The sequence below is a fragment of the Aquimarina besae genome, assembly GCF_042434905.1.
Classification (GTDB): Bacteria; Bacteroidota; Bacteroidia; order Flavobacteriales; family Flavobacteriaceae; genus Aquimarina.
Window position 1 is genome coordinate 4,706,000 of sequence record NZ_CP170199.1, and the last position, 21,671, is coordinate 4,727,670.

The 21,671-nt window shown below is 35.7% G+C and carries 9 protein-coding genes; 1 reads left to right on the forward strand and 8 read right to left on the reverse strand.

From position 1 onward, the window contains the following. Positions 1-360: 360 nt before the first annotated feature. Positions 361-651, reverse strand: coding sequence for a hypothetical protein (locus ACE94K_RS20880; protein WP_378177097.1), 291 nt, complete (start codon positions 649-651; stop codon positions 361-363). Between the two features lie 309 nt (positions 652-960). Between ACE94K_RS20880 and ACE94K_RS20885 the strand changes: the two genes are divergently transcribed. Next, complete coding sequence (locus tag ACE94K_RS20885) at positions 961-3,207, forward strand: transglycosylase domain-containing protein (protein WP_378177100.1); 2,247 nt, start codon at positions 961-963, stop codon at positions 3,205-3,207. Positions 3,208-3,276: 69 nt separating this feature from the next. On the opposite strand, the gene ACE94K_RS20890 is transcribed toward ACE94K_RS20885, so the two are convergent. The 7 genes from ACE94K_RS20890 to ACE94K_RS20920 form a co-directional block, all read right to left on the reverse strand. Continuing rightward, positions 3,277-3,840 carry a phosphatase PAP2 family protein gene (locus tag ACE94K_RS20890; protein ID WP_378177103.1) on the reverse strand — a complete coding sequence of 188 codons (564 nt, stop codon included), beginning with the start codon at positions 3,838-3,840 and terminating at the stop codon, positions 3,277-3,279. Between the two features lie 44 nt (positions 3,841-3,884). Continuing rightward, a complete protein-coding gene (locus ACE94K_RS20895) occupies positions 3,885-4,112 on the reverse strand; it encodes a hypothetical protein (protein ID WP_378177106.1) in 228 nt (75 codons plus the stop codon). A 117-nt stretch (positions 4,113-4,229) separates the two neighbouring features. Further along, complete coding sequence (locus ACE94K_RS20900) at positions 4,230-5,303, reverse strand: OmpA family protein (protein WP_378177109.1); 1,074 nt, start codon at positions 5,301-5,303, stop codon at positions 4,230-4,232. A 139-nt stretch (positions 5,304-5,442) separates the two neighbouring features. After that, the gene (locus ACE94K_RS20905) at positions 5,443-6,837 is read right to left on the reverse strand and encodes an MATE family efflux transporter (protein WP_378184340.1); all 1,395 of its coding nucleotides are present in this window, start codon (positions 6,835-6,837) and stop codon (positions 5,443-5,445) included. Between the two features lie 130 nt (positions 6,838-6,967). Further along, positions 6,968-10,861 carry a carbohydrate-binding protein gene (locus ACE94K_RS20910; RefSeq protein WP_378177112.1) on the reverse strand — a complete coding sequence of 1,298 codons (3,894 nt, stop codon included), beginning with the start codon at positions 10,859-10,861 and terminating at the stop codon, positions 6,968-6,970. Positions 10,862-11,310: 449 nt separating this feature from the next. Continuing rightward, complete coding sequence (locus ACE94K_RS20915; protein ID WP_378177115.1) at positions 11,311-13,695, reverse strand: cellulase family glycosylhydrolase; 2,385 nt, start codon at positions 13,693-13,695, stop codon at positions 11,311-11,313. 199 nt (positions 13,696-13,894) lie between these two features. Continuing rightward, positions 13,895-20,509, reverse strand: coding sequence for a glycoside hydrolase family 48 protein (locus tag ACE94K_RS20920; protein ID WP_378177118.1), 6,615 nt, complete (start codon positions 20,507-20,509; stop codon positions 13,895-13,897). Positions 20,510-21,671 lie beyond the last annotated feature (1,162 nt).

A 21,671-nucleotide genomic window follows, 5' to 3' on the forward strand; every position in this document is an offset into this window, starting at 1 on the left:
TAAAAAATGATCACACCTATTTACTATAAACAAGTAAAAACAAATAAACCCTAAAAAATAATTAATTGACCCCTTACCTTACGATTTTGATTTCTTTCTAAATCAAAAAATATTCAGAAAAGAAAAATCTTAAGAATTACATCAAACGTGCAAATATAAAAATTTTTAACTAGCAAATATAAAATTATGTTAAATTTGAATAATTAAGAAAATTATAGACAAAAACAACTTCATTTAAATAAAGCCTCCTAACGTATATTTTGCTTTCGAAATAACAAAGAGAATACCAATCAAAGGATTTCGGTAGTTAAGCACACAAAATTGGATTAAATTGAAGGTTTTTTTAGATTGACAACTCTATCAATCACTAAAATCTACCTCACCTCCCACTTCTTCTTTTGAGACACCAGCCGGTATATCGCTCTCTGAATTATCATCATCATAATCCTGCATTACACCCGCAAGGCGCTCACTAATCTTTACTAAATAAACAGTATCATCGGTTCTTACCTCTACTGCTTCGATTGTATCGTGATGATGATTTTTAAAGGAAATAATGTCATTATCTGAATACCCATCAGGGAATTTCTCTACTAAAAGGTTTAAAATGTTTTTGTTCAGCTTTTTGTAGTCAACAATTACTCTTTTCATAGTGTGTAGTTTTAGCTGGTTACTTCACTAATAAATAGTAAATAAAACGATGTGTTATGTTACAATTTCTACAATACATTAAGAGCATCTTTGGATTGATGTCCTTAAGTTAATTTCATCTGATATTAATTTGTTTATTTCGATTACTACAATTTAAAATAAAAAAATTAAAATTTTATAAAATAAGCTTCAAAAAAAGTAAGTGTTTTCCTTAATACTGATTCTTAAACAGCTGAAAATAAACCAAAAAGCTTTGTTAAAACCCCATACTCAATAATAAAATATTTTTTGCGTTATCACTTACTCAATATGATAGGACAAAAACTCTTACAAAAAAAATGTATAAAGTGGCCATTAATTGCTATTGGAGGAATGTTTTTGATTCTTTTTGCTTTTTATGGTAGTATCTATTTAGGGTTTTGGGGAAAAATTCCTACCAAAAATGAATTAAGCTCTATAAAACAAGCCGAATCCAGTCAAGTACTGGATAAAGACGGGCAGTTGATAGGCAAATATTTTATCTATGATAGACAACCAATAACTTACCAAGATCTTCCTAAACACTTAATTGATGCCTTGATTGCTACAGAAGATGTACGTTTTTATGAACACAATGGCGTAGATAATGTTAGTATATTGAGGGTGTTTTTTAAAACGATTTTACTTGGAGACAAATCTTCTGGAGGAGGAAGCACAATCACCCTACAACTAGTCAAAAACATTTTTGGGAGAAAGGATTATGGAGCTTTTAGTATAGTGGTTAATAAACTCAAAGAATCCATCGCTGCCAAACGTATTGAAGAAATTTATACCAAAGAAGAAATTCTTACACAATATTTTAACACCGTCCCATTTCCAGACAATACGTATGGAATTGAGAGTGCTTCTCAAAAGTTTTTTAATAAAACCACAAAAGAATTAACATTATCTGAAGCTAGTACACTTATAGGTAGCTTAAAAGCAAATCATAGTTATAATCCCAGACTTTTTCCAAAACGAAGTCAATTACGAAGAGATGTTGTTCTGCAACAAATGGTCAAATATAACTATATAGCGACAGAAGAAGCTGACCGATTGATGAATACAAATATTAGGCTGGATTATCAATACTTTGATCACAATACAGGGTTAGCTCCTTATTTTAGAGAGGAAGTAAAAAAAGAACTTACCGAAATTCTAAAAAAGCACAAAAAAGAAGATGGGAGTTCCTATAATATCTATAAGGATGGATTGGTTATTTACACCACATTGGATTCCAAAATGCAATTATTGGCTGAACAAGCGATGAAAGAACATTTGCAAGATTTACAAAAGGAATTTGAAAATGAGTATGGTAAAAAAGCTCCGTGGAAAACAAACAACAGTTTGCTTGACAATACCCTAAAAAAGCTACCATTGTATAGAAGATATCAAGAACTAGGTTTAAGTCCAAAACAAATAGCTGATTCTTTATCCAATAATCGCGAAATGGAACTTTTTGAGTGGGAAGGAAACATCACAAAAAATGTCTCTATAAAAGATAGTGTACAACATTACTTAAAGTTTTTAAATACCGGAATGATTGCCGTTGATCCAACAAATGGAGCAGTAAGAGCATATCAGGGCGGTATTGACTTTAGATACTTTAAATATGATCACGTATCTCAAAGCAAAAGACAAGTCGGTTCGACTTTTAAACCATTTGTATATACTGCTGCCATAGAAAATGGTATGAAACCTTGTACATATTTTTCTCTTAAGGAAGTAACCTATACCAACTTGGAAGATTGGACTCCGAAAAACTCTTCTGAAGAAAAAGACCCTCATCTCAATTATAACCTAGAAACGGCGTTAAGCAATTCTATCAATACTATTGCAGTGAAAGTTATAGATCAAATCGGTGTAACTAAAGTACTTGAACAAGTACAAAAAATGGGAATTAATGAAGAGCTTCCAGAGGAACCGTCTATAGCTCTGGGAACAGGAGGAATAAAAATCAAAGAATTGGCAGGAGCGTACGCAAGTTATGTGAATCAGTCCAAATCAGTACGACCATTTTATATTACTAAAGTAGAAGATAGAAATGGAGATCTTGTTGCCTCATTTGAACCTGAAATATCAGAAAAAGCTGCTTTTAGCGATTATACGAGGCAAGTATTATTAGAAATGATGAAGTCTACCGTAGATAATGGAACAGCTAAAAGATTAAGATCTACTTATGGATTGACAAATGAAATAGCAGGAAAAACCGGAACAACTCAGGACAATAAAGACGGATGGTTTGTGGGGATTACACCGAAACTGGTTACTGTTACTTGGGTCGGCAATGATAACTATGCTGTAGGATTTAAAAGTACTTTGCAAGGACAAGGTGCCAATTCTGCCCTTCCCATTTTTGGAAAGCTCTATAAAAGAATGAATGACGATCCAACATTTGATGCGATTACCAAAAGTAGTTTTGAAAAACCATCAAATAATGTACTCGAAGATTTAAACTGTAAACCCGAAAAACGCGATCATTTCTTAAAAAGACTTTTCAGCAAAAAGAAAAAAAAGAAGAAATTTCGAAATAAGTAACATATGTAGATTATCTCTCTTTCCTGTAGTGGTTAATAAATAGTAGTATTTTATCGATGTGCCTTCTAACTAAGCATATTTCTTTGCTAAAAATGTATGAAGCTTAAATGCGCCAAAGCCCAAGATAATACCTACAGCCAGACCAGTTATTACATCCAACGGATAATGAACTCCAAGATAAATTCTGCTGTAACTAACAATCAATGCCCAGATAACCATAAAAGGGAAAATATACTTCAAATGTTTCTGTAATGCTAAACCGGTAAAAAATGCAAGTGCCATCGAACTGGTTGCGTGACCCGAAAAATAACCGAAACGACCACAATTAACCTCAATCGTTCTAAGAAACTCTGCTACGCCTTCTGCCCGGCAAGGTCTGGGGCGCATCACTAAAACATTTTTGAATAAAACAGAAATTTGATCTGATGCTGTAATTAGAAGTGCAACCGTAATTAAAGTGATAATTGTTCCTTTGACACCAAAGTATTTGTAAAAAAAATAGAGCAGCACTAGATACAACGGAATCTGATAAAACTTCTCAGTCATAAATAACCAAAAGCTATCCCAAGTAACACTACCCAAGTTATTTAAGAATATCATTAAATCTTTATCCAGCTGTATTAGTTCTTCCATAATTTTTAATGCCTATTGGTTCTGTTTTTTTAAAGCTAAACTCATTATTCTTCATATCGTTGTATCTCCCGATCATAAAAGTCATTTGCTTCTTGAAAAAGATTCTGTGCTTCGCTTTCTAATTCTTTCTCGTCACTTTTATCAAATTCTTCTAACCATTCTACTTCATCATTTTGTAGATTAATAATAAACCTTGGAAATTCTGTATGAATGACAAAGATCGCTTCTGGATAATCTGTATTATCTCCTAATAAGAATTTTGGAAAGCTCATATGCTGTAAATTATATGAAACAAAACTACGAAGTTTACTTGTAAACTAACAAAAACAACAAGAGGTAAATTCTAGAACTAAAATTTACCTCTTGCCACATATTCTCTTTACTGAACTTTATTCAATAATTATCTGTACTCTGGCGTTTGAACCTAATTCGTTATTATCAACTTCCTCCGTTTCCTTAGGTTGTTTATTACTAACTCCTTCGTATTCAATTAAGGTTTCATCGATTCCATTTTCTATTAAATATTCTCTAACAAAACCTGCACGAGCCGATGATAAAATTTCGTTTTCAAATTCAATTTCAGAATCATTTGCGTGGCCTACAATTTTGATACTATTGAATTTAAACACTTTTAAATATTGTAAATACGAATCCAGTGCAGTCTTTATTTCTTCATACACCTCACTTTCACCAATTAAATATTCAATATCAGAGAAATCCAGAGCCATATTACAAATATTATCAACATCAACTCCTTGTACATCTTGCATTTCTCTTAGTTCTACATCATCAATATAATAGTATGCGTCACTAAATGATTGGCCTGATCGTAAAGATTTACCATTTGGACTATCTGAAAAATAACCTAATGAGATATACTTTTCTGTCCCTTTGGCTCTGTACACACCACATACTTTTGTCCATTCTTTTGTGTCACAAATCATTTCAGAGGACTCAATGTGCAACTTATATTTAGAAGTCTCTGTGATTTTTGGAACTCGTGCCGTAAAATAAGATCCAATTGATGAAGTGCAAGAATTACTAACAAGTCCTTCTCCAAGAGAAACATACATATGAAAATAATAATATTTCCCTGCCTTCAATGGACTTACTAGTTTTGCAACAACAGACTCTTTTGTATTATTACCGGTTACGTATAACCCTATTTTACCTTCTCCTGTTCTTGGCTCTTGAGGACCAAACTGTTTTAAAAATCCGGGAGCTTTATGAGCGAAATTAACTTCGCTCACTGCTGGATGATGTGCATCGGGTGAATTGGTCAAAGATTTCCAATCTGAAAGAACACCAAAATTTCGCATTTCGTGCTTCAGTTTTTTGACTGCTGCGTTTGTATTTTCAAAACTAGGATTTGGAATTAAATTCTGTGCTTGTGACTTATTAATAAAACCAATAACAAAAATGGAAATTAGTATTAGGTTAAGGTTAGATTTTGGGCTATTCATCTCTTTTCTTTTCAGGTTTAGATATACTCGAAATATAGTTAAATATTTCTTAATATAAAATTTACTTTGACAAGTAACAAAAACTAGTCCAAAAAAAGAAACGGTGTAATATCACGTATATTGTAACTGTTAAAAAAGATTATAAAGATAGCGAACCATTACCCTTTTTTGCTACCAAATTTTTGCTCAAATAATTAAATCTTATGTATAGTAATAATGCAGAGGTTGTTAATCCTGCTAATAAGCCTATCCAGATACCCGAGCTCTTATATGCTGTATACAATCCCATATAATAACTAATAGGAAAACCTACAACCCAATAAGCAAAAAATGTAATGATCGTTGGAATTTTAACATCCTGTAATCCTCTTAAGGCACCAAGAACTGCTACCTGTATTCCATCTGATATTTGAAACAATGCTGCGATTACTAAAAGTTTTGCCGCAATACCAATCACCTCAGTGTTATCTGCAAAATTTTCTACATCTTTTACATTTAAGTAAATCTCAGGTAGCACATCATTAAAAACAATAAAAAATAATGCAAAAACAATCTCTATGAAGAGTGTTAATAGAAAAATCGAAAATGCGATTCTTCGTAATTCTCTAAATTGCTGCAATCCTTTTTGATTCCCTACTCTCACCATGGCTGCTACACTTAATCCCATTGCAACCATAAAGGTCATTGCTGCTAGATTTAATGCTATTTGATTAGCTGCTTGCGGGTTTTTACCTAAAATTCCTGAAATCCAAATAGCAGCAGTAAAAATAGCTACCTCAAAAAACATCTGTAATGCTGACGGAAAACCTAACATTAGAATCTTTTTGAGCATACTATTCTGAAGTACAAAAATTTTAATGTTGGTCACATATGCTTTTGACTTTTCTTTATATCTAAGAAAGACCCATAGAAAGACAACCATAATTAATCTAGACACCAGTGTACCCACTGCGGCACCAACTATCCCCATTTGTGGAAAGCCAAATTTCCCGAAGATCAACAAGTAATTTAAAACTACATTAACAATATTAGCAATCAGCGTTGCATACATAGGATATCTGGTCATAGATAATCCATCCGAAAACTGCTTAAATGCCTGAAAGACTATTAAAGGAACTAAGGATATTGCCACTAAATCTAAGTAAGGGATTGCCAATTCCACCACCTCAACCGGTTGTTTCATTAGATACATCAAAGGTTTCGCGAATAATATACCAACGAATAAAACTATCCCAAGTGTAGTGCATAAAAACAATCCGTGTTTAAACGCCGATTTACCCTTAGCAAAATTATGCTCTCCATCGGCTTCTGCAACTAATGGTGTAATTGCTGTAGAGAAGCCAATACCGAGAGACATCGCAATAAACATAAAACTATTTCCCAGAGATACGGCTGCTAACTCGGCTGTTCCCAGCTGTCCTACCATAATATTATCAATCAAGCCCACAAAAGTATGTCCTAACATACCTAGCATTACAGGTGCTGCTAATCGTAGATTATAGCCAAATTCTTTTGTGTATTGTTGTAACATTATTTCTTTTTAGAACAGCCAAAGATAAGGAGATTACTTTTCTGAATACACCATCCTTAACGCAACTTTAATGGCAAAAGAAAAGGCTATCTTATTCAGACAGCCCTTTCTTAAAGTTGAGTTTGTGGTTGAATTATTGTTTGATCACTTTTTTGGCGGATAGTACCTTATTGGTTTTTCCAGCTTCTAAAATGTTCATAATGTATATTCCTGATGACAAATCAGTCATATCGACCGTATTTTGACCTTCTTCCAGAACTACTTGTTTTACGAGAACTCCAATAGAATTGTACATCTTAATTGTCTTACCTGCAGTACCTCCAGAAATGTTCAGTACATTAACTACAGGATTCGGATAAAAACTGATGTCATCAGCATTACCAAAATCATCTCTACCTGTAGTATATGTAAGAACTAATTGGGGTTTTGCTACTGATCCATTTTCTTTAGATGCAAAGGCAAAATCATTACCAGAAACTGCGTCAATAATGAGCGAAAGTCTATTTCCAGAAATCTGAGCCGTTTTCAACGGTATCGTTTTTGTACTTCCTATCGGGAAATTAGCATTTAATGAACCTAGTTGAGTTCCTTTTCCTGGTTTATTAGAATTGGATAAATTATTTTCAGTCCAGTTGTTACTATTCCCTTTATTGATGGTTATGTTTCCATTTCCAGGATCTGAATACACTGTAAACTTTAAATCTGCTTTGGTGATTGTTCCATTAATAGAAGAAAGGTCGAACATCAAATATCCGGTTCTCTTATTCAATTCTATTCGAACCATATCAGAATTATATCTTCTAGATCCTTCTAAAAAGGCATCGTGGATTGGCGACAATGTTATTGTCTGCTCTACAGGCTGAACTTTTGTCGCTACAACTTTATCAATATTATATAAATATCCTGATCCACCAACAAAAGACAACGTTAATGTTTTCTCTCCTGATGTTAAAGAAACCGTTGTACTATATTTTTTATAATTGTGCCATTCTCCCGTTACAGGAATATTAATTGAACCGACTACTGTTCCTGACTCAACGATATCTACTTTTCCTCCTACACCTTTGCTAGAAGCGTAAAAATCAAATGTATATTCACCTGTGGTATCAACATTTACTGCATAATCTACGAAATCTCCATTTCTAATATATCCTAGGTTTCTATCAGAAGTTGTTCCCGGCGTATTTTCAATACGAACGCTACCAGATTTTATTTCGAAATCTTCTGCTTCAAAAGATCCTGGTATATCAATAATATCCGTTGGAGGAACTGAATCATCTTCTACCGTAATATTTACAGATTGTGATGTAGTTTCTGCTCCTTCATTGTCAGTAGCCTTTGCCACGATCGTATAGTTTCCAGGAGAATCAATAGTGGTAGAAGTATCATAAGGTATCAAAAGCTCTGTTGCTACCAAGCTATTATTGATAAAAAATTCAACTTTTTCAATAGTACCATCCCCATCAGAAGCATTAGCAATAAGCGGAATTGCTTCTCCTATTTCGAAACTAGCTCCGTTAGCCGGCGATGTTATCGATACTTGTGGGGAAGTGTTTTCATCTCCACAATCTACCAAAACTTCAGCCGGACCATTGCCTGTAGGTTTTGTGTAACTCTTTGACAATACAAATTTATCCATCTCGAATCCATCTTCTCTCATCGAAAATGAAATGGTATGAATTCCTGCAGAAGGTATATCTAAATATATTTGTTGAGCTTCTCCACAATGGTTAGCATCTGTACGTTGCTTACTTTCCCAAGTCCATTGATTTTTTCCTTGACACCACTGCATTCTTTGTCCTGAAGCAGGCCAATTACCATTAAGCCCTACGTGCACTCCATTGTCTTCTGAACCGGTAGAATAGGCACGCACCCAAACAAAATATTTACCTGGAGTTGTAAATTTCACCTTGTAATTAATAATGGCTACTTGTCCTGGTGTGTTAGAAAAACTTACACCATTTCCTAAAGGATCATCGTGGGTAACTCTAGTATCAGGTAAAATCTCTAGATATCCACCACTACTTGCTCCAGAAGAATGGTCAGGGTCAGGGTCAGGAGTTGGAGTTCCACCACTTCCATCCAATACATACCATTGTCTATTATTAGTCTTGGTCTGGCTCTCAAAATGTTCTGCTTCTACTGCAACAATACCATTTTGTTCTAAAGCTACACATTGATCGGGACCGCCTCCGCCACCGCCATCTTTTTTCTTAATAAGCGCCACCCAGTCATTATTATCAGGAGCAACAAGATTTCCCCCTAGTGTTGCTGCATTAGTTAAACCACTACCTCCACGTGGGTTATACCATTGAACTTCATACTCTCCGTTTCCAGATGGTAAATTTATGCCCGTAGAACCACCATTAGGTCTGTAAACGGCATATATTTCTCCTGCCTTACCAAAAGCGTAGTCATTGTTATCAGATGTGATACCATCTGAGGAAACCATATCTATAAGATCATCTTGCAAATAGTTATTAAAAAATGTTAGGGCTCTGGCCGCATCAGAATATTTTTTATCTCTGGATCTATGATCTTGAGCCGATAAATCAGTTTGACCTGTGCTATATCCATAATAATATTCTACACCTGCTCCACCTGCCATAAACGTAGCCCATAATACTTCGTGTCTCACCAATTTATTATCGTTAGGATCTTTATCTACACCTATTTGAGCATTGCCAGGTTCGTCTAATGCTACAACCCACTTTTTACCAGATTGTCTGGATTTGTCAACCCACTTTTTTACATCTCTATGGGAATTCAAAAGATTATTTGTCTGTAAAGATGCTCCTGTTAGTTCAGAGCTACTCCCTAATAAAGGATTGTATCTCTCATCTTGTTGGTTCGGATACGTATGAATTACAATATGATGATCATACGGATCTTGCTGTTTGATAAAAGAGGCGGTGCTTTTTACAACATCATCCGGTATCGTAGTTTCTTCTGTAAGATTCCAATTAAGTGCTAAATGGTGACCAAAACGTGCTATTAACTCCCGATAATACAGTTTTCTCTGACGGCCAAAATTATTTCCGTCCATAATGTTGTCATTCTCAGTCTCCATGGTTTTGAAATGCATGTACATTCCTTTTTTATCTGCATATTCAAATATTTTTTCCCACTGAGCTAGTTTAGATACATCGAACCTGTCCTTATGTACACCTTGGTTCCATTGTTGTCCGTCATTATAACCATTGTATGTGGAAACAGGAACTTTTAACAAATGAGGAAATACATTTTCATCATCACCGTGAAGACTTAAAGTTAAAAAAGAAAATGCGTTAACTCCTTTATCTGATAAATACTTAACAGCTCCTAGTAGTTCAGTTCCTTTTCCGCCATCCCAAGTATATGCACCAGCATCACTTGCAGAATAATCTTGTTGGTGAGGATTCCAATTTTTTCTTCTATTACCTCTATTCGGTGTGTTGTCAAAATCTTCGTAGGCTAGTGTGTTTTCTGGAGCATCCGCACCAGCTTTAACAAACCAATCGCCATTTGGGCTAGATGGGTTCGTACCTATATGTTTAAGATAGTGCTGACCAACATATTTTATTCTTCCTTTGTCTTTAGATCTGTGATCTCTTCCAGATTTATCAGATTCAGCTATATTAAAAGAACCCGTATCTCCGTTCATAAATCCGGCGTTAGATCCCCCACCGTCAATAGCCACATTAGTTCCTGATTTAAAAGAAGCTGACCAATTCCATGTTCCGGTTTCATCTGGTGCAAAATGTACTCTCCATTTGTTTCCTGAATTACAACTGTTATTTTCTGCATTGCCGCAGGCAGCAAAATACCCCGGAACTTTATAGCTTCTATTGCTACCCTGATGTGTAAACGTTACTTCTAAAAGATAATCCGAAAAAGGATTTGGATTTGCAGTCTCTGATGTATTTGGACCGTTAAATGTTAAAGTGACCTTATGCCATCTTTTTAATTCTCCTTCTGGAGTCTGCGCTTGTAGCAGAAGTCCAAAAAATAAGAATGTGATTAAAATTCTGAGTTTGGTTGGTTTCATAAATTAAAATTTGATGATTGTGTGTGTTTGGTTTTAAGATATTTGTTTATTTACCTTATGTTTAAAGAACGTTTTTTATTGCATTAAATTCTATCTCAAAAAATCAGCAACTAACTAGTTAACAGTATTTAACAAGAATTTATCGATTTTAAAACTCTCCAATTTACAACATCAGAAGTTTGTTGTATTTCATCAAACTATTATCTGACTCTTTCTAAATAGAATTCGTATAAATACGTTAAGAATTCGATTTAAAATATTTCTATCTAACAATCATTACTTCTGCGAGCTATCAGATTGGCACGTCTTTCTTTCCTTCCTATCACTATTTATTTAACTTTTTTTTAACCTCTTAAAAGAGATTCATTTTAAAAGAAAGCAAGGGAAAGAATACATATTATAAGGCAAATGATTTTTTCCCGTACCATCATCGATAGAAGTAGAGTAGTTTACTTTTTTATGATTCTTTTTGTTGTGGTAACTTTATTATATTGAATCTTTACAAAATACAACCCTGAATAAAGATCTGCGGTTCCTATTTCGAACTCTTTTATTTTTGAAGGAATAGATAGCGTTTTAATGATCCTTCCTGTGATATCAACAAGATATATCTTTCCGTTTTCAATAAAATCATTTGTTTTGATTTGTAATCTATCTTTTACTGGATTTGGATAAACTTCAAACCCTATTTGGTTTTCAGAAACTGAATTCCTTAATCTATTCTCACAATTTGGAGCCGCGTCACTATTACTAAAATAAATTGTAAAATTTTTGTTTTTAGAAACTAAGACAAAATTATCATCATCGATAGTTGCATAATAAGGCCCATCAAGGTTTGGAAACCCTGTACCTGAAAGCGTGATGCTAGGTTGTGATGAATTGAAGTTTTGACTAGTTACATTATTTTTTAGATCGTTCCACCAGCTCGGAATCCCATTATTCGTATTCATAGAAAACTGCCATAATCCATTATTTTGTAGATCCCAATTGATTGTAAAATTAGTAACATTACTTAAATCAGGCCCTTCTGATCCCAGGACATACATCTTGGTATAAGCTACATTCGCAATAGTAGGTAATGGATTCGATAAAGGTGCTCCGAAACTGCAATCGCCTCCTGTATTTGGTTCAGTTATGGTAATTGTAGTACTGTCGGTATCTGAAATCCCATCTGAATTAGCAACGGTTAGTATTACGGTATAACTCCCTGCATTGCTATACTGATGATTTATGGCAATACCGTTACCGGATGTACCGTCTCCAAAATCCCAGGCATAGGTCAATGCACTTCCATCAGATACCATAGAACCCGAAGCATCAAAATTAATAGTTATCGGTGCCACACCGCCATTAACATCAGTAGAAATATTAGCTGTTACCACTGGTGTATTAACATCTGGATCATTAACAGTGATTGTAAGAGTTTCTGTATCACTAAGCGTTCCATCGCTTACAGTTAAAATCACTTGATACTCTCCAACATCTGTAAACAGATGAGAAATACTTTCTCCTGTAGCTGTTGTTCCGTCTCCAAAATTCCAACTAAATGTTAGATTATCGCCATCTGGATCTGAAGAAGTTGATGCATCAAATGAAACAGTTAAAGGTGCATCACCAGAAGTTATATTGCTCGTAAATCTTGCAACCGGCGGACGATTACCGGTTCCTCCAACTACATTAGGAATCAACGGTGCAAAATGTGGACTCAGTACATTCATTTTCCACTGGTTTACGGTTGCCCAATCGTCTTGTAAAATGCCTCCGGTATCTCCAGAATTAGGGTTCATTGTCCAAAATGTCCAGGAATAAATATCACCCATAAAATCCGTAAATTCTGTGAACCAGGTATAAGCAATTCCTCCAAAAGCATCTTGATTTTTTATCCCAAATTCTCCTACGAATATCGGTGAGGTGCCTTCTTCGTATAAATAATGAAAATTATCTGTCCATAAACCGGGCATATTTTGAGGAAAGTTACTCGCCGTGAACCAATCTTGTGGTGCTACTTCAGGACCATATTCATGTGCAGAATACATCAATTTACTGGGATCAGATAATTGTACAGGATACTGTTTTGCTCCCATTAATTGTCCTCCCCACCAGTATGAATTTCCTTCAAACTCTCCAACACCTTCTACAATAATTAAAACATTAGGATTTGCTTGAAGAACAGCATTACCGCATCGTTCTGCTGCTTTGTTCCAATCTGTTGCCGGATTACTATTGCCCCAGGTCGATCCGTGTGGTTCATTGTTTAAATCCATCCCCACAACAGCCGAGAAATCTTTATACCGATCTGCAATAAAAACCCAATCATTAATCCATCTTTCTTCAGAATACTGCGGTGTATACCAAACGGCTTCATTTAGGAATCCATCAGCTGCTCTTGAATGATTGTCTAGTACAATTTTTAGATCGTTTTCCTGACACCAGCGAACAAAAATATCTAGTAATTCTATTGGTTTACTTACAGTTGCTTCTTCCTCATTCATAGGAGACACTCCAGTATACGGATCCGTTCCATAAGAATTGATGTTTATAGTTGCCCCAGGATTAAGCATTTCATTACACCAAGGTACTCTTATTGTATTAAAACCCAAATCTTTGATTTGTTGTAATACGCTTTTCATGTCTCTGCTCCAAATACCGTGTGGTTGATATAAGGATGTTTCAAAACCGAACCAGTTTACTCCTGTCAACCTTACTTCTTTTCCAGTCGTGTCATATAATTTGTTTCCTGAGACTGTCAAGAAATTTTGTTGTTGTGCTAAAATTTCTGAAATATTGCCAAATGACAATAACAGAATAATCAAATAATTTACGAATCGTTTCATTTTTTGTATTTATTTTTTCACTATTAAAATGTTAAGAAAGTAAAACAACAGTTTATGTAGACTTGTAATAAGATGATGTGAACCCAAGGGTAATAACTGATCTTAGTTATAAAGACAACACGATTTTTTTATCTACAAAACTTGAAGAGAGCTATAAAAAAAAGAGAGAGGCCACATAACCTCTCTCCTTGTTTTAAAATTAATTTTTGATAATTTTATTTCTGAATTTTTCTCCGGTAGTGATATCAAAAATTTCCAGAATATACATCCCTGAAGGCAATCCATTAACTGAAAGCCTGGACGACTTTTGTTCATTAATCAAGGACTCCGCTCTAATAACATTTCCTGCAATATTTATTATTCTAACTCTGGTATTTTTCATATCAAAATTAGTAGAAATCGTTATATAATCTGAAGCCGGATTTGGTGTAGCAGTAACTTTAAAAACCTCTTCAGGAGCTTTAACTCCAGGTTCTTGATCTCCAAAAAAGAATCCGAACTCTGCGTTTGCAAGTGCAACTTCTATCTGAGCCCAACTTCTATGATAACGTTGAGTATAATCTTCTCCTGCATTATATGCGGTTTCTAATCGTTCAAACTCAGGATCATTTTTATAATCTGATCTGATATCCAGGAACGTAACACCAGGTTTGATTTCATCTCCATTAGGCATAACCCCTACAAAATCATTAGGAATAAAAACCTCTTCTTCAAATAATCTGGTATAATCACCTCTATCCTCAGGAGAAGAAACTCCTTTGTCATCTCTGTACTTGTTCCACATTCTATCCAGTACTTCTTTTGCCAGATCCCGTGCATCTGTATCAAAAGTAGCGTGCTTCTGAGTAGCCGCAGCGTAATAGATAAGGGCTTTTGACATAGAAGCAGCAACACCAATATCCACACTATAGTCTGTTACAACAACACTTAGATTTTCGTTAGTTCCCGGATTATCCGGATTCCAAGTATCTGGTTCACCAGTCCACTCTAAAGTAGCAGGTATTTCGAAATCATCTGTTCCTATCAATCTAACTTCACTTTTCACCCAAGCAACCCATTTATCCATTAGCCTTTTTGCCATTGGATCATTGGTGATATAATAATACTCTGCAACCCGTTCCATAGACCAGGCTTGCCATCCGAACCAGGTTCCGCTTCCGGGATCGTGATATACTGGGTTTGTATCAAAAGCCATATCGTAAAATGTGGATTTCCCTGCAGGATAAGGACTATAATCTCCATTCCAACTATTAGTAGCGCCACCTGCGATAGCTCCTTCTTTAGACTGTAACCAAGTATAGAATTCCATTTGTCTTTTTAGACTTTCATTCCAGTCTCTTTCTCCGTTTTGAGATATTGGTTTTAGCTCATCAACTTGTGTAAGAGCATAAGCCGCCATGGGGTTTTGATATCCTATGTGACAATGGCTGGAACTTATTCTAAACGCCCATTGCGAAGCAGGATCTGCCGAACCACCCCAAGACATGTACCACGACATTAAGTAATGTGCACTGTCATATCCAGATCCCGCTCCACTAGAAGCACTTTGCACTCCTAAGGGCTTAAAATATTTATCAAACATGGCCAGTCTTAAGAAATCTCCCATTTTGGAGGCTTTATCTAAGTCTAAATTTCCTAAGCTTGCCCCTTGTTCTTTTGCATACACCTGAGCCCAATACATGGCTTGGACTGCTCTAGCGTCTGCATCGGGAGCACTCGTATATCTCCATTGTTTTGCATAATTCTGATCTTCTATAAATAGCGGAAGATATCCATCTGACCCACCCCATTCGAAGCTCTCCCACGATGGATGAGGAACAGTTTCATAAACAGACTCTTCTTCTCCTCTCTGAAATGTATTGATATATGAGGGAGTACTTACTCCATCACCTCTGTTTCCAAATCCATAGAAATTATCATTGTCTAGCAACCAGTGCATCTGATAAATATCAGCACCATAGGTAGCTGTTAAATCTGGAGAAACAGGATCTGATCCTACCGGAGCACTAAAATTGAGTGGCGCAGGATAATCACTAGGTAAAGGGAACTCACTGGCAAATGCTGCCGGAGAAGAAGGGTTGTATGCAGCATTTGTTGGTTGATCTGCATTAGTAGGAATTATGAATTCTTCAATTTTATTCCAAACGTTTCTTAACGGCGCCCAATCATTGGTAATTCTACCATTCATCGCCTCCAACCACAACCAATATGAATATAATTCACTTGTGGACTCATGTCCATAATCCGGAGCCTCTACTATCAACGTCTCAATAGAATGATGTGGCGATCCATCTGCACTAAAATATCCATTAGCAGGATCGTAAAATTCATTTCTCATTTCGATAAAACGATTGATGTAGGCATTATCTCCAGTTGGCGGATTGATAATAATATCCCCATCAGTAACTGTAATTGTAATTACTGCTTGATCTATTCCCCCGTTTCCATCATCAACAATTAAAGTAGCTGTGTAATCTCCTATAGAGGCATACGTATTTTCTACCGTAACACCATTCGCCGTATTTCCATCTCCAAAATCCCAGCTATAATTTAATGCATCTCCGTCTACATCAGTAGAACCTGACGCATCAAAAGTTACCAACAAAGGAGCCTCACCAGAAACAGGAGTTGCTGATATATTTGCAATAGGCGTTGTATTGCCTCCGTCACCATCATTACAATTAGGAGCCGTTGCAACATTACTAAAGTATATGGTGAATCCTCCGTTTTTAGAAACCATGACAAAATCTGTTTCATTAACAGTTACCCAATAAGTTCCGTCAAATCCCGATATCCCAGTGCCAGTTAGAGTTGCTTCTGGACTGGCAGCACCAAAATTATATGTTAGATTACTTCTGAGATCAACATACCAATTTGGTTGTCCATCATTGGTATTCATCGCAAATACGTAAAGTCCTGTATTCTGTAAATCCCAATTAATTGAAAACTCTCTAAAGTTATTGAAACTGGGTCCACCATTTCCTAAAACGTGTACCTGAGAATATCGATTATTTATACTAGGTAGTGCTGTTGAAATTGGTGTATCAAAGGTACAATCTCCACCACCATCTGTAACTGGGTTTCTAACAACCGATATTGAGTTAGAGAAATCAAAATCTCCTACTAAGTCAGAAACATTAGCATTTGCCGATAACCCTTGTAAACCATCTTCATAACTCAGATGCCAAATTAAACAAGTACCAGTTCCCGCTCCATCAAAATCTACATCTTCAATATTTGCTGGTAATCCTAAAATGGTATTCTGGTCATCAGTCACTACCCATTGCGAATTGGTTCCCACATTTCCTGACAAAGTAATTCCGGAAACATTATCCGCAATACCATCTCCGACAGTAAACGTAAATGGGCCTCCAGAAATCACCCCGCCATCGGGACCAGGTTGATCTACCGGATTTCTTATCACCGATATGGAGTTAGAGAAATCAAAATCACCTTCTAAAGCAGAAACATTATTATTTGCCTGTAAACCTTGTAGTCCGTTCTCATAACTTAAATGCCAAATTAAACAAGTACCTGTTCCTGCCCCATCAAAATCTACATCTTCTATATTTGCCGGCAATCCTAAAATCGTATTCTGATCATCGGTTACTACCCATTGAGAATTAGCACCTGTATTTCCTGATAAAGTGATTCCGGAAACGTTATCCGCGATTCCGTCTCCAACGGTAAAGGTAAATGGTCCTCCGGCAATAACACCTCCTTCAGGCCCTGTAGTACCCCCATCACAATCTGGAGCTGTAGTAGCAGCGCTAAAATAAATAGTGAAACCACCTGTTTTGGAAACTAACACAAAATCACCTTCATTAATCGTGGCATAATAAGAACCATCAAATCCTGAAAATCCAGAATTTGTAATAGTTATTTCAGGTTGTGAAGCATTAAAATTTTGAGTCACATTTGGCAGAAAATCATTCCACCAATTAGGAATACCATTATCGGTATTCATTGAAAACTGATACAAACCATTATTTGCTAGGTCCCAATTAATATTGAATTTGGCAACATTATCAAAATTAGGTCCACCATCTCCTAGAACAAAGATATTTTGAAACTCTGAATTAATAGAAGGTAACGCATCTGCCCTTGGTGTGTCAAAAGAACAGCTAACGCTACCATCTGTAACATTAATGGTTTTAGTTTGAGAATCGGTATCTCCAGCTGTATTAGTAACTGTTAATACTACCGTTATTTGCCCAACTGCTGTATACGTTGTAGATGTTGATACTGTAGAAGCGGTTTGACCATTTCCTAAATCCCAACTATATGTAAGGTTTCCTCCCGTTGGATCTGAAGAGCCAGAGGCATCAAAAGTAACCTCTAATGGAGCCACTCCGGAATCGGTACTCACCGTGAATGATGCAATTGGGCTTCCATCAGTTACCGTAATTGTAATGGTTTTAGTATCCTCTTTGCTACCGTCACTTACCGTAAGTTTTGCCTCGTATTCACCTATCGCCGCATACTCGTGATCAATTGTTATTCCTGAACCTGTTTCTCCGTCTCCAAAATCCCAAATATACGTTAGGGAGTCTCCATTCTCATCAGAAGAAGCAGAGGCATCGAAACTTACCGTTACAGGAACGATCCCTGTAGTTGGAGTTGCTGTAAAATCTGCTACGGGTGCAATATTACCATCTAAGACTGTGATGGTTCTGGTGAACGCTGTAGAAGTATTTTGTCCATCACTTACAGTTAACGTCACCAAATATGAGCCAATTTCGGTATATGTGATTAATGGATCAACTGTAGAAGATGACTGTCCATTTCCGAAATCCCAACTATATGTCAATGCATCTCCATTAGGATCCGAAGAAGCTGAAGCATTAAACGACACTTCTAATGGTGCGGTTCCCGAATCGGGAGTTGCTGTAAATGATGCAGTTGGTATTTCACCTCCATTTGGTTCATTTCCTCCTACCAGAATCCCATCTGCATAAATTGGTACGTTTTCAGAAATTTTTAATGTACTATTTAATCCTTGATAAGAAAAATCATTGGATGCATCCCAAGCTGATTCAGGCGCACTTGTTGGTAAAGAAATTCTTAATTGTATTTCACTCCTATATTCTCCTTGACCCCCGGGAAAAGGCATCTTATCCTGATCTACTTCTATTTCTGCATAATAAATATTACTACCAGCATCCCATTCTTGTAAATTATTGATGGTGGTACTTCCAGCTCCACGAGAAGTTAACTGATAATCACTAGCATTATATCCGGCTGCAATTCCTTCAGAAATATCAATAAAATAACGAGCGGTTAAAGTATTTGGAACTCTAGCCGGCCACCCTGAACGGTTATTTAACCATATAGCAACTTCTGTAAATTTAGCCTGATCATTATTTAATTTCACTTCATTAATAAATTCTAGTCCAGGAGTTTCGGGTTGAGGAAAGTTAGGCAATGGTGATCCTCCGAATTCCATTACCATTCTAGCTAAAACCCCCTGATAGCAAGCATTATAATCTGTAGCTACTTCGTTTGCCTGAAAGTCATCACGATCTTCTTCGAAAGCATCATCTGGTTTAGACGGACCTCCCATCAAGGCTCCCCACATAGTATGTCTGGATTCTACCGGATTTGCACTACTTCTTGTCCAACTTGAGTGTTGTCCTCGGTGATGTGGTTTTGTTGGCGGATTCACTCCAAATCCTGTCACCAAACTTCTATTGTTAGGGTTGTCACCCAAAGCATAGTTAACTTGATTAATGGCAAAATTGCGGTATTGATCTCTTTTTGGAGTATTTATATTATCACTATAAATAAGTGCTGTTAAAGAAGCATTCATCGCGTGACGTAATGATCCCCATTGTGTTAAATGAGCCTGACCACCTGGTGAATAATTAACTCCACCGTTTCCTTGTTGCCACCAATCCAAATGACGCTCAGCATCCGCTTTGTAAGTCTCTTTTCCTGTAATAATAGACAACAAAACCATATTACCATAGGATTTATCTTCCCATACAAGACTCCATAAGAAATCTGGTTGTGTGTATTCCGCTTCAGCTTTATCCAGATATTTTTGATCTCCGGTGGCTTTGTAGAGCCAAAGTGCCCCCCAGGTTAATTCGTCCTGATAATTTCCTGAAGTATAGGTTCCTACGGCAGGAATATTACCTTCTGAAGTATAAAGACCTCTGTGGTTATCACCAAATTCATACAGCTCGATGGCGTGACTCAATAATGTAGCACTATATGCCGGATCACTGTCTTTAAAAATGATACTGGCAGAAGCCAATGCCGCTGCGGTTTCACACGCTACATCTGTCCCCGGATTACTCGTAGTTAAAGCATAAGATTTACGTTGCCCATACATTGGGTGTACATCTACCATCTCTGCCGGCATCCAAAAATTATGATCCTGAGATTTACTATCGGCTACCTGTGCATAGAAAACATTTGGTGAAGGATGACATTTTATGAAGTAATCTGTCACCCATTTTATATTTCTCTTAAAGTGCTCTGTCTGATTTGCTGCATCGTATCCATCTTTGTATTCAAGAAAACCCCAATTAAGAGCGGTTACAGAAAAAGCCATAGGGAAACCAAATTTAACGTGGTCTCCTGCATCATTCCAACCACCGGTAAGGTCAAGACCTACATCCGCCCCATCATTAACACCCGAATCGGATCGCCAACTTATTCTGTTCCAATCCGGTAATTTTCCTGATTGCTGTGTTTCATAGAAAAGCAACGATTTTTGAAGTGCTTCTCCATAATTAAACTGCGCTGTAGATTTGACGCAGAATAAGCACCATAGCATTATCGTGCCTATTTTAATAAAATTTTTCATTGTTAGTATAGTTTATGGATTTGTGTAATTTTTAAATTGTTTTTGGAATTAATTTCTGTCGTTCTTTTTTAGTATTTAGGTTAATATCTAGGATGAAAATAATCCTATGGTTGATTGTTTAAAGGTCTTAACTATTATTTGTTGTTCTTTGAATAGAATTTGAATGGAAATAAATAGAATTCGATTCTAAATTGGTCAACCAATTTTTTAAAACATCTATTTCATGATTTCAAATATTAATTGAATTATCATTAATATTTGACGAAGATCGAAAAGCAATATGCTTCACTATTAGCACACCCCATACGTAAGGGGTTTACTATAAACATATTAATCTATGGTGAAATACCATTTTTGATTGTGAAATTATTCATGGTTCGTATAGTTTTGAGTTTATGTTCTCTTAAAAACCATATCAAAACAATTATTACAAAAGTTTCTGATATGACGATTATTGTGCTTACATTATTCGTTTATCGAGTTATTTTTTATCTGGTCTTGGTTATGGAGTGATTACCTAATAGCAGAAATACCTCAACGAACATTGATTAAAGTTATAACATCTTGAAGGTAAAAATATAGCTCCTTACACCTTTACTACATCTTAACATTGCATTCTATTTCTTCAAGTAAATCAGTAAGTTATGCTCAGAACATACATTTATAAGAGGATTGACAAATATTGAAAAACGTAAAAAAATTTTATTTCAGAAAAACGAAAAACCAAATTGTTAAGAAGATACTAAGAAAAAACAGAGAAAAATAAAATCAAGAAATGATGATTTTATAAAAAAATGAAACCTTAACAAGGGTAAAACCACAAACTTATTTAACAAAAAGTCATTTTCAAGAGACAATTCTTACGAAAATATTGTTAAAAATGTTAAAAAATTAAACAAGAAACAACTTACATAATTTCTCTATTCTGATGCAATATCGGATGAAAAACATAAATTTCTAGTGTACTATGAGAAAATAATATTACACCTATTTTACGAAACATTTTTAGCCATTGAATATAATAAAAGCAAAAAAATACAATCTATCTAATCATAACGAGCGTGCCATTGGTTTATTGATATACCAACACTACCATAATTATGATATCGGCTATGATGTTTAATAGTTCCTGATCATAAGATAGTAAAACCACCATTACCAT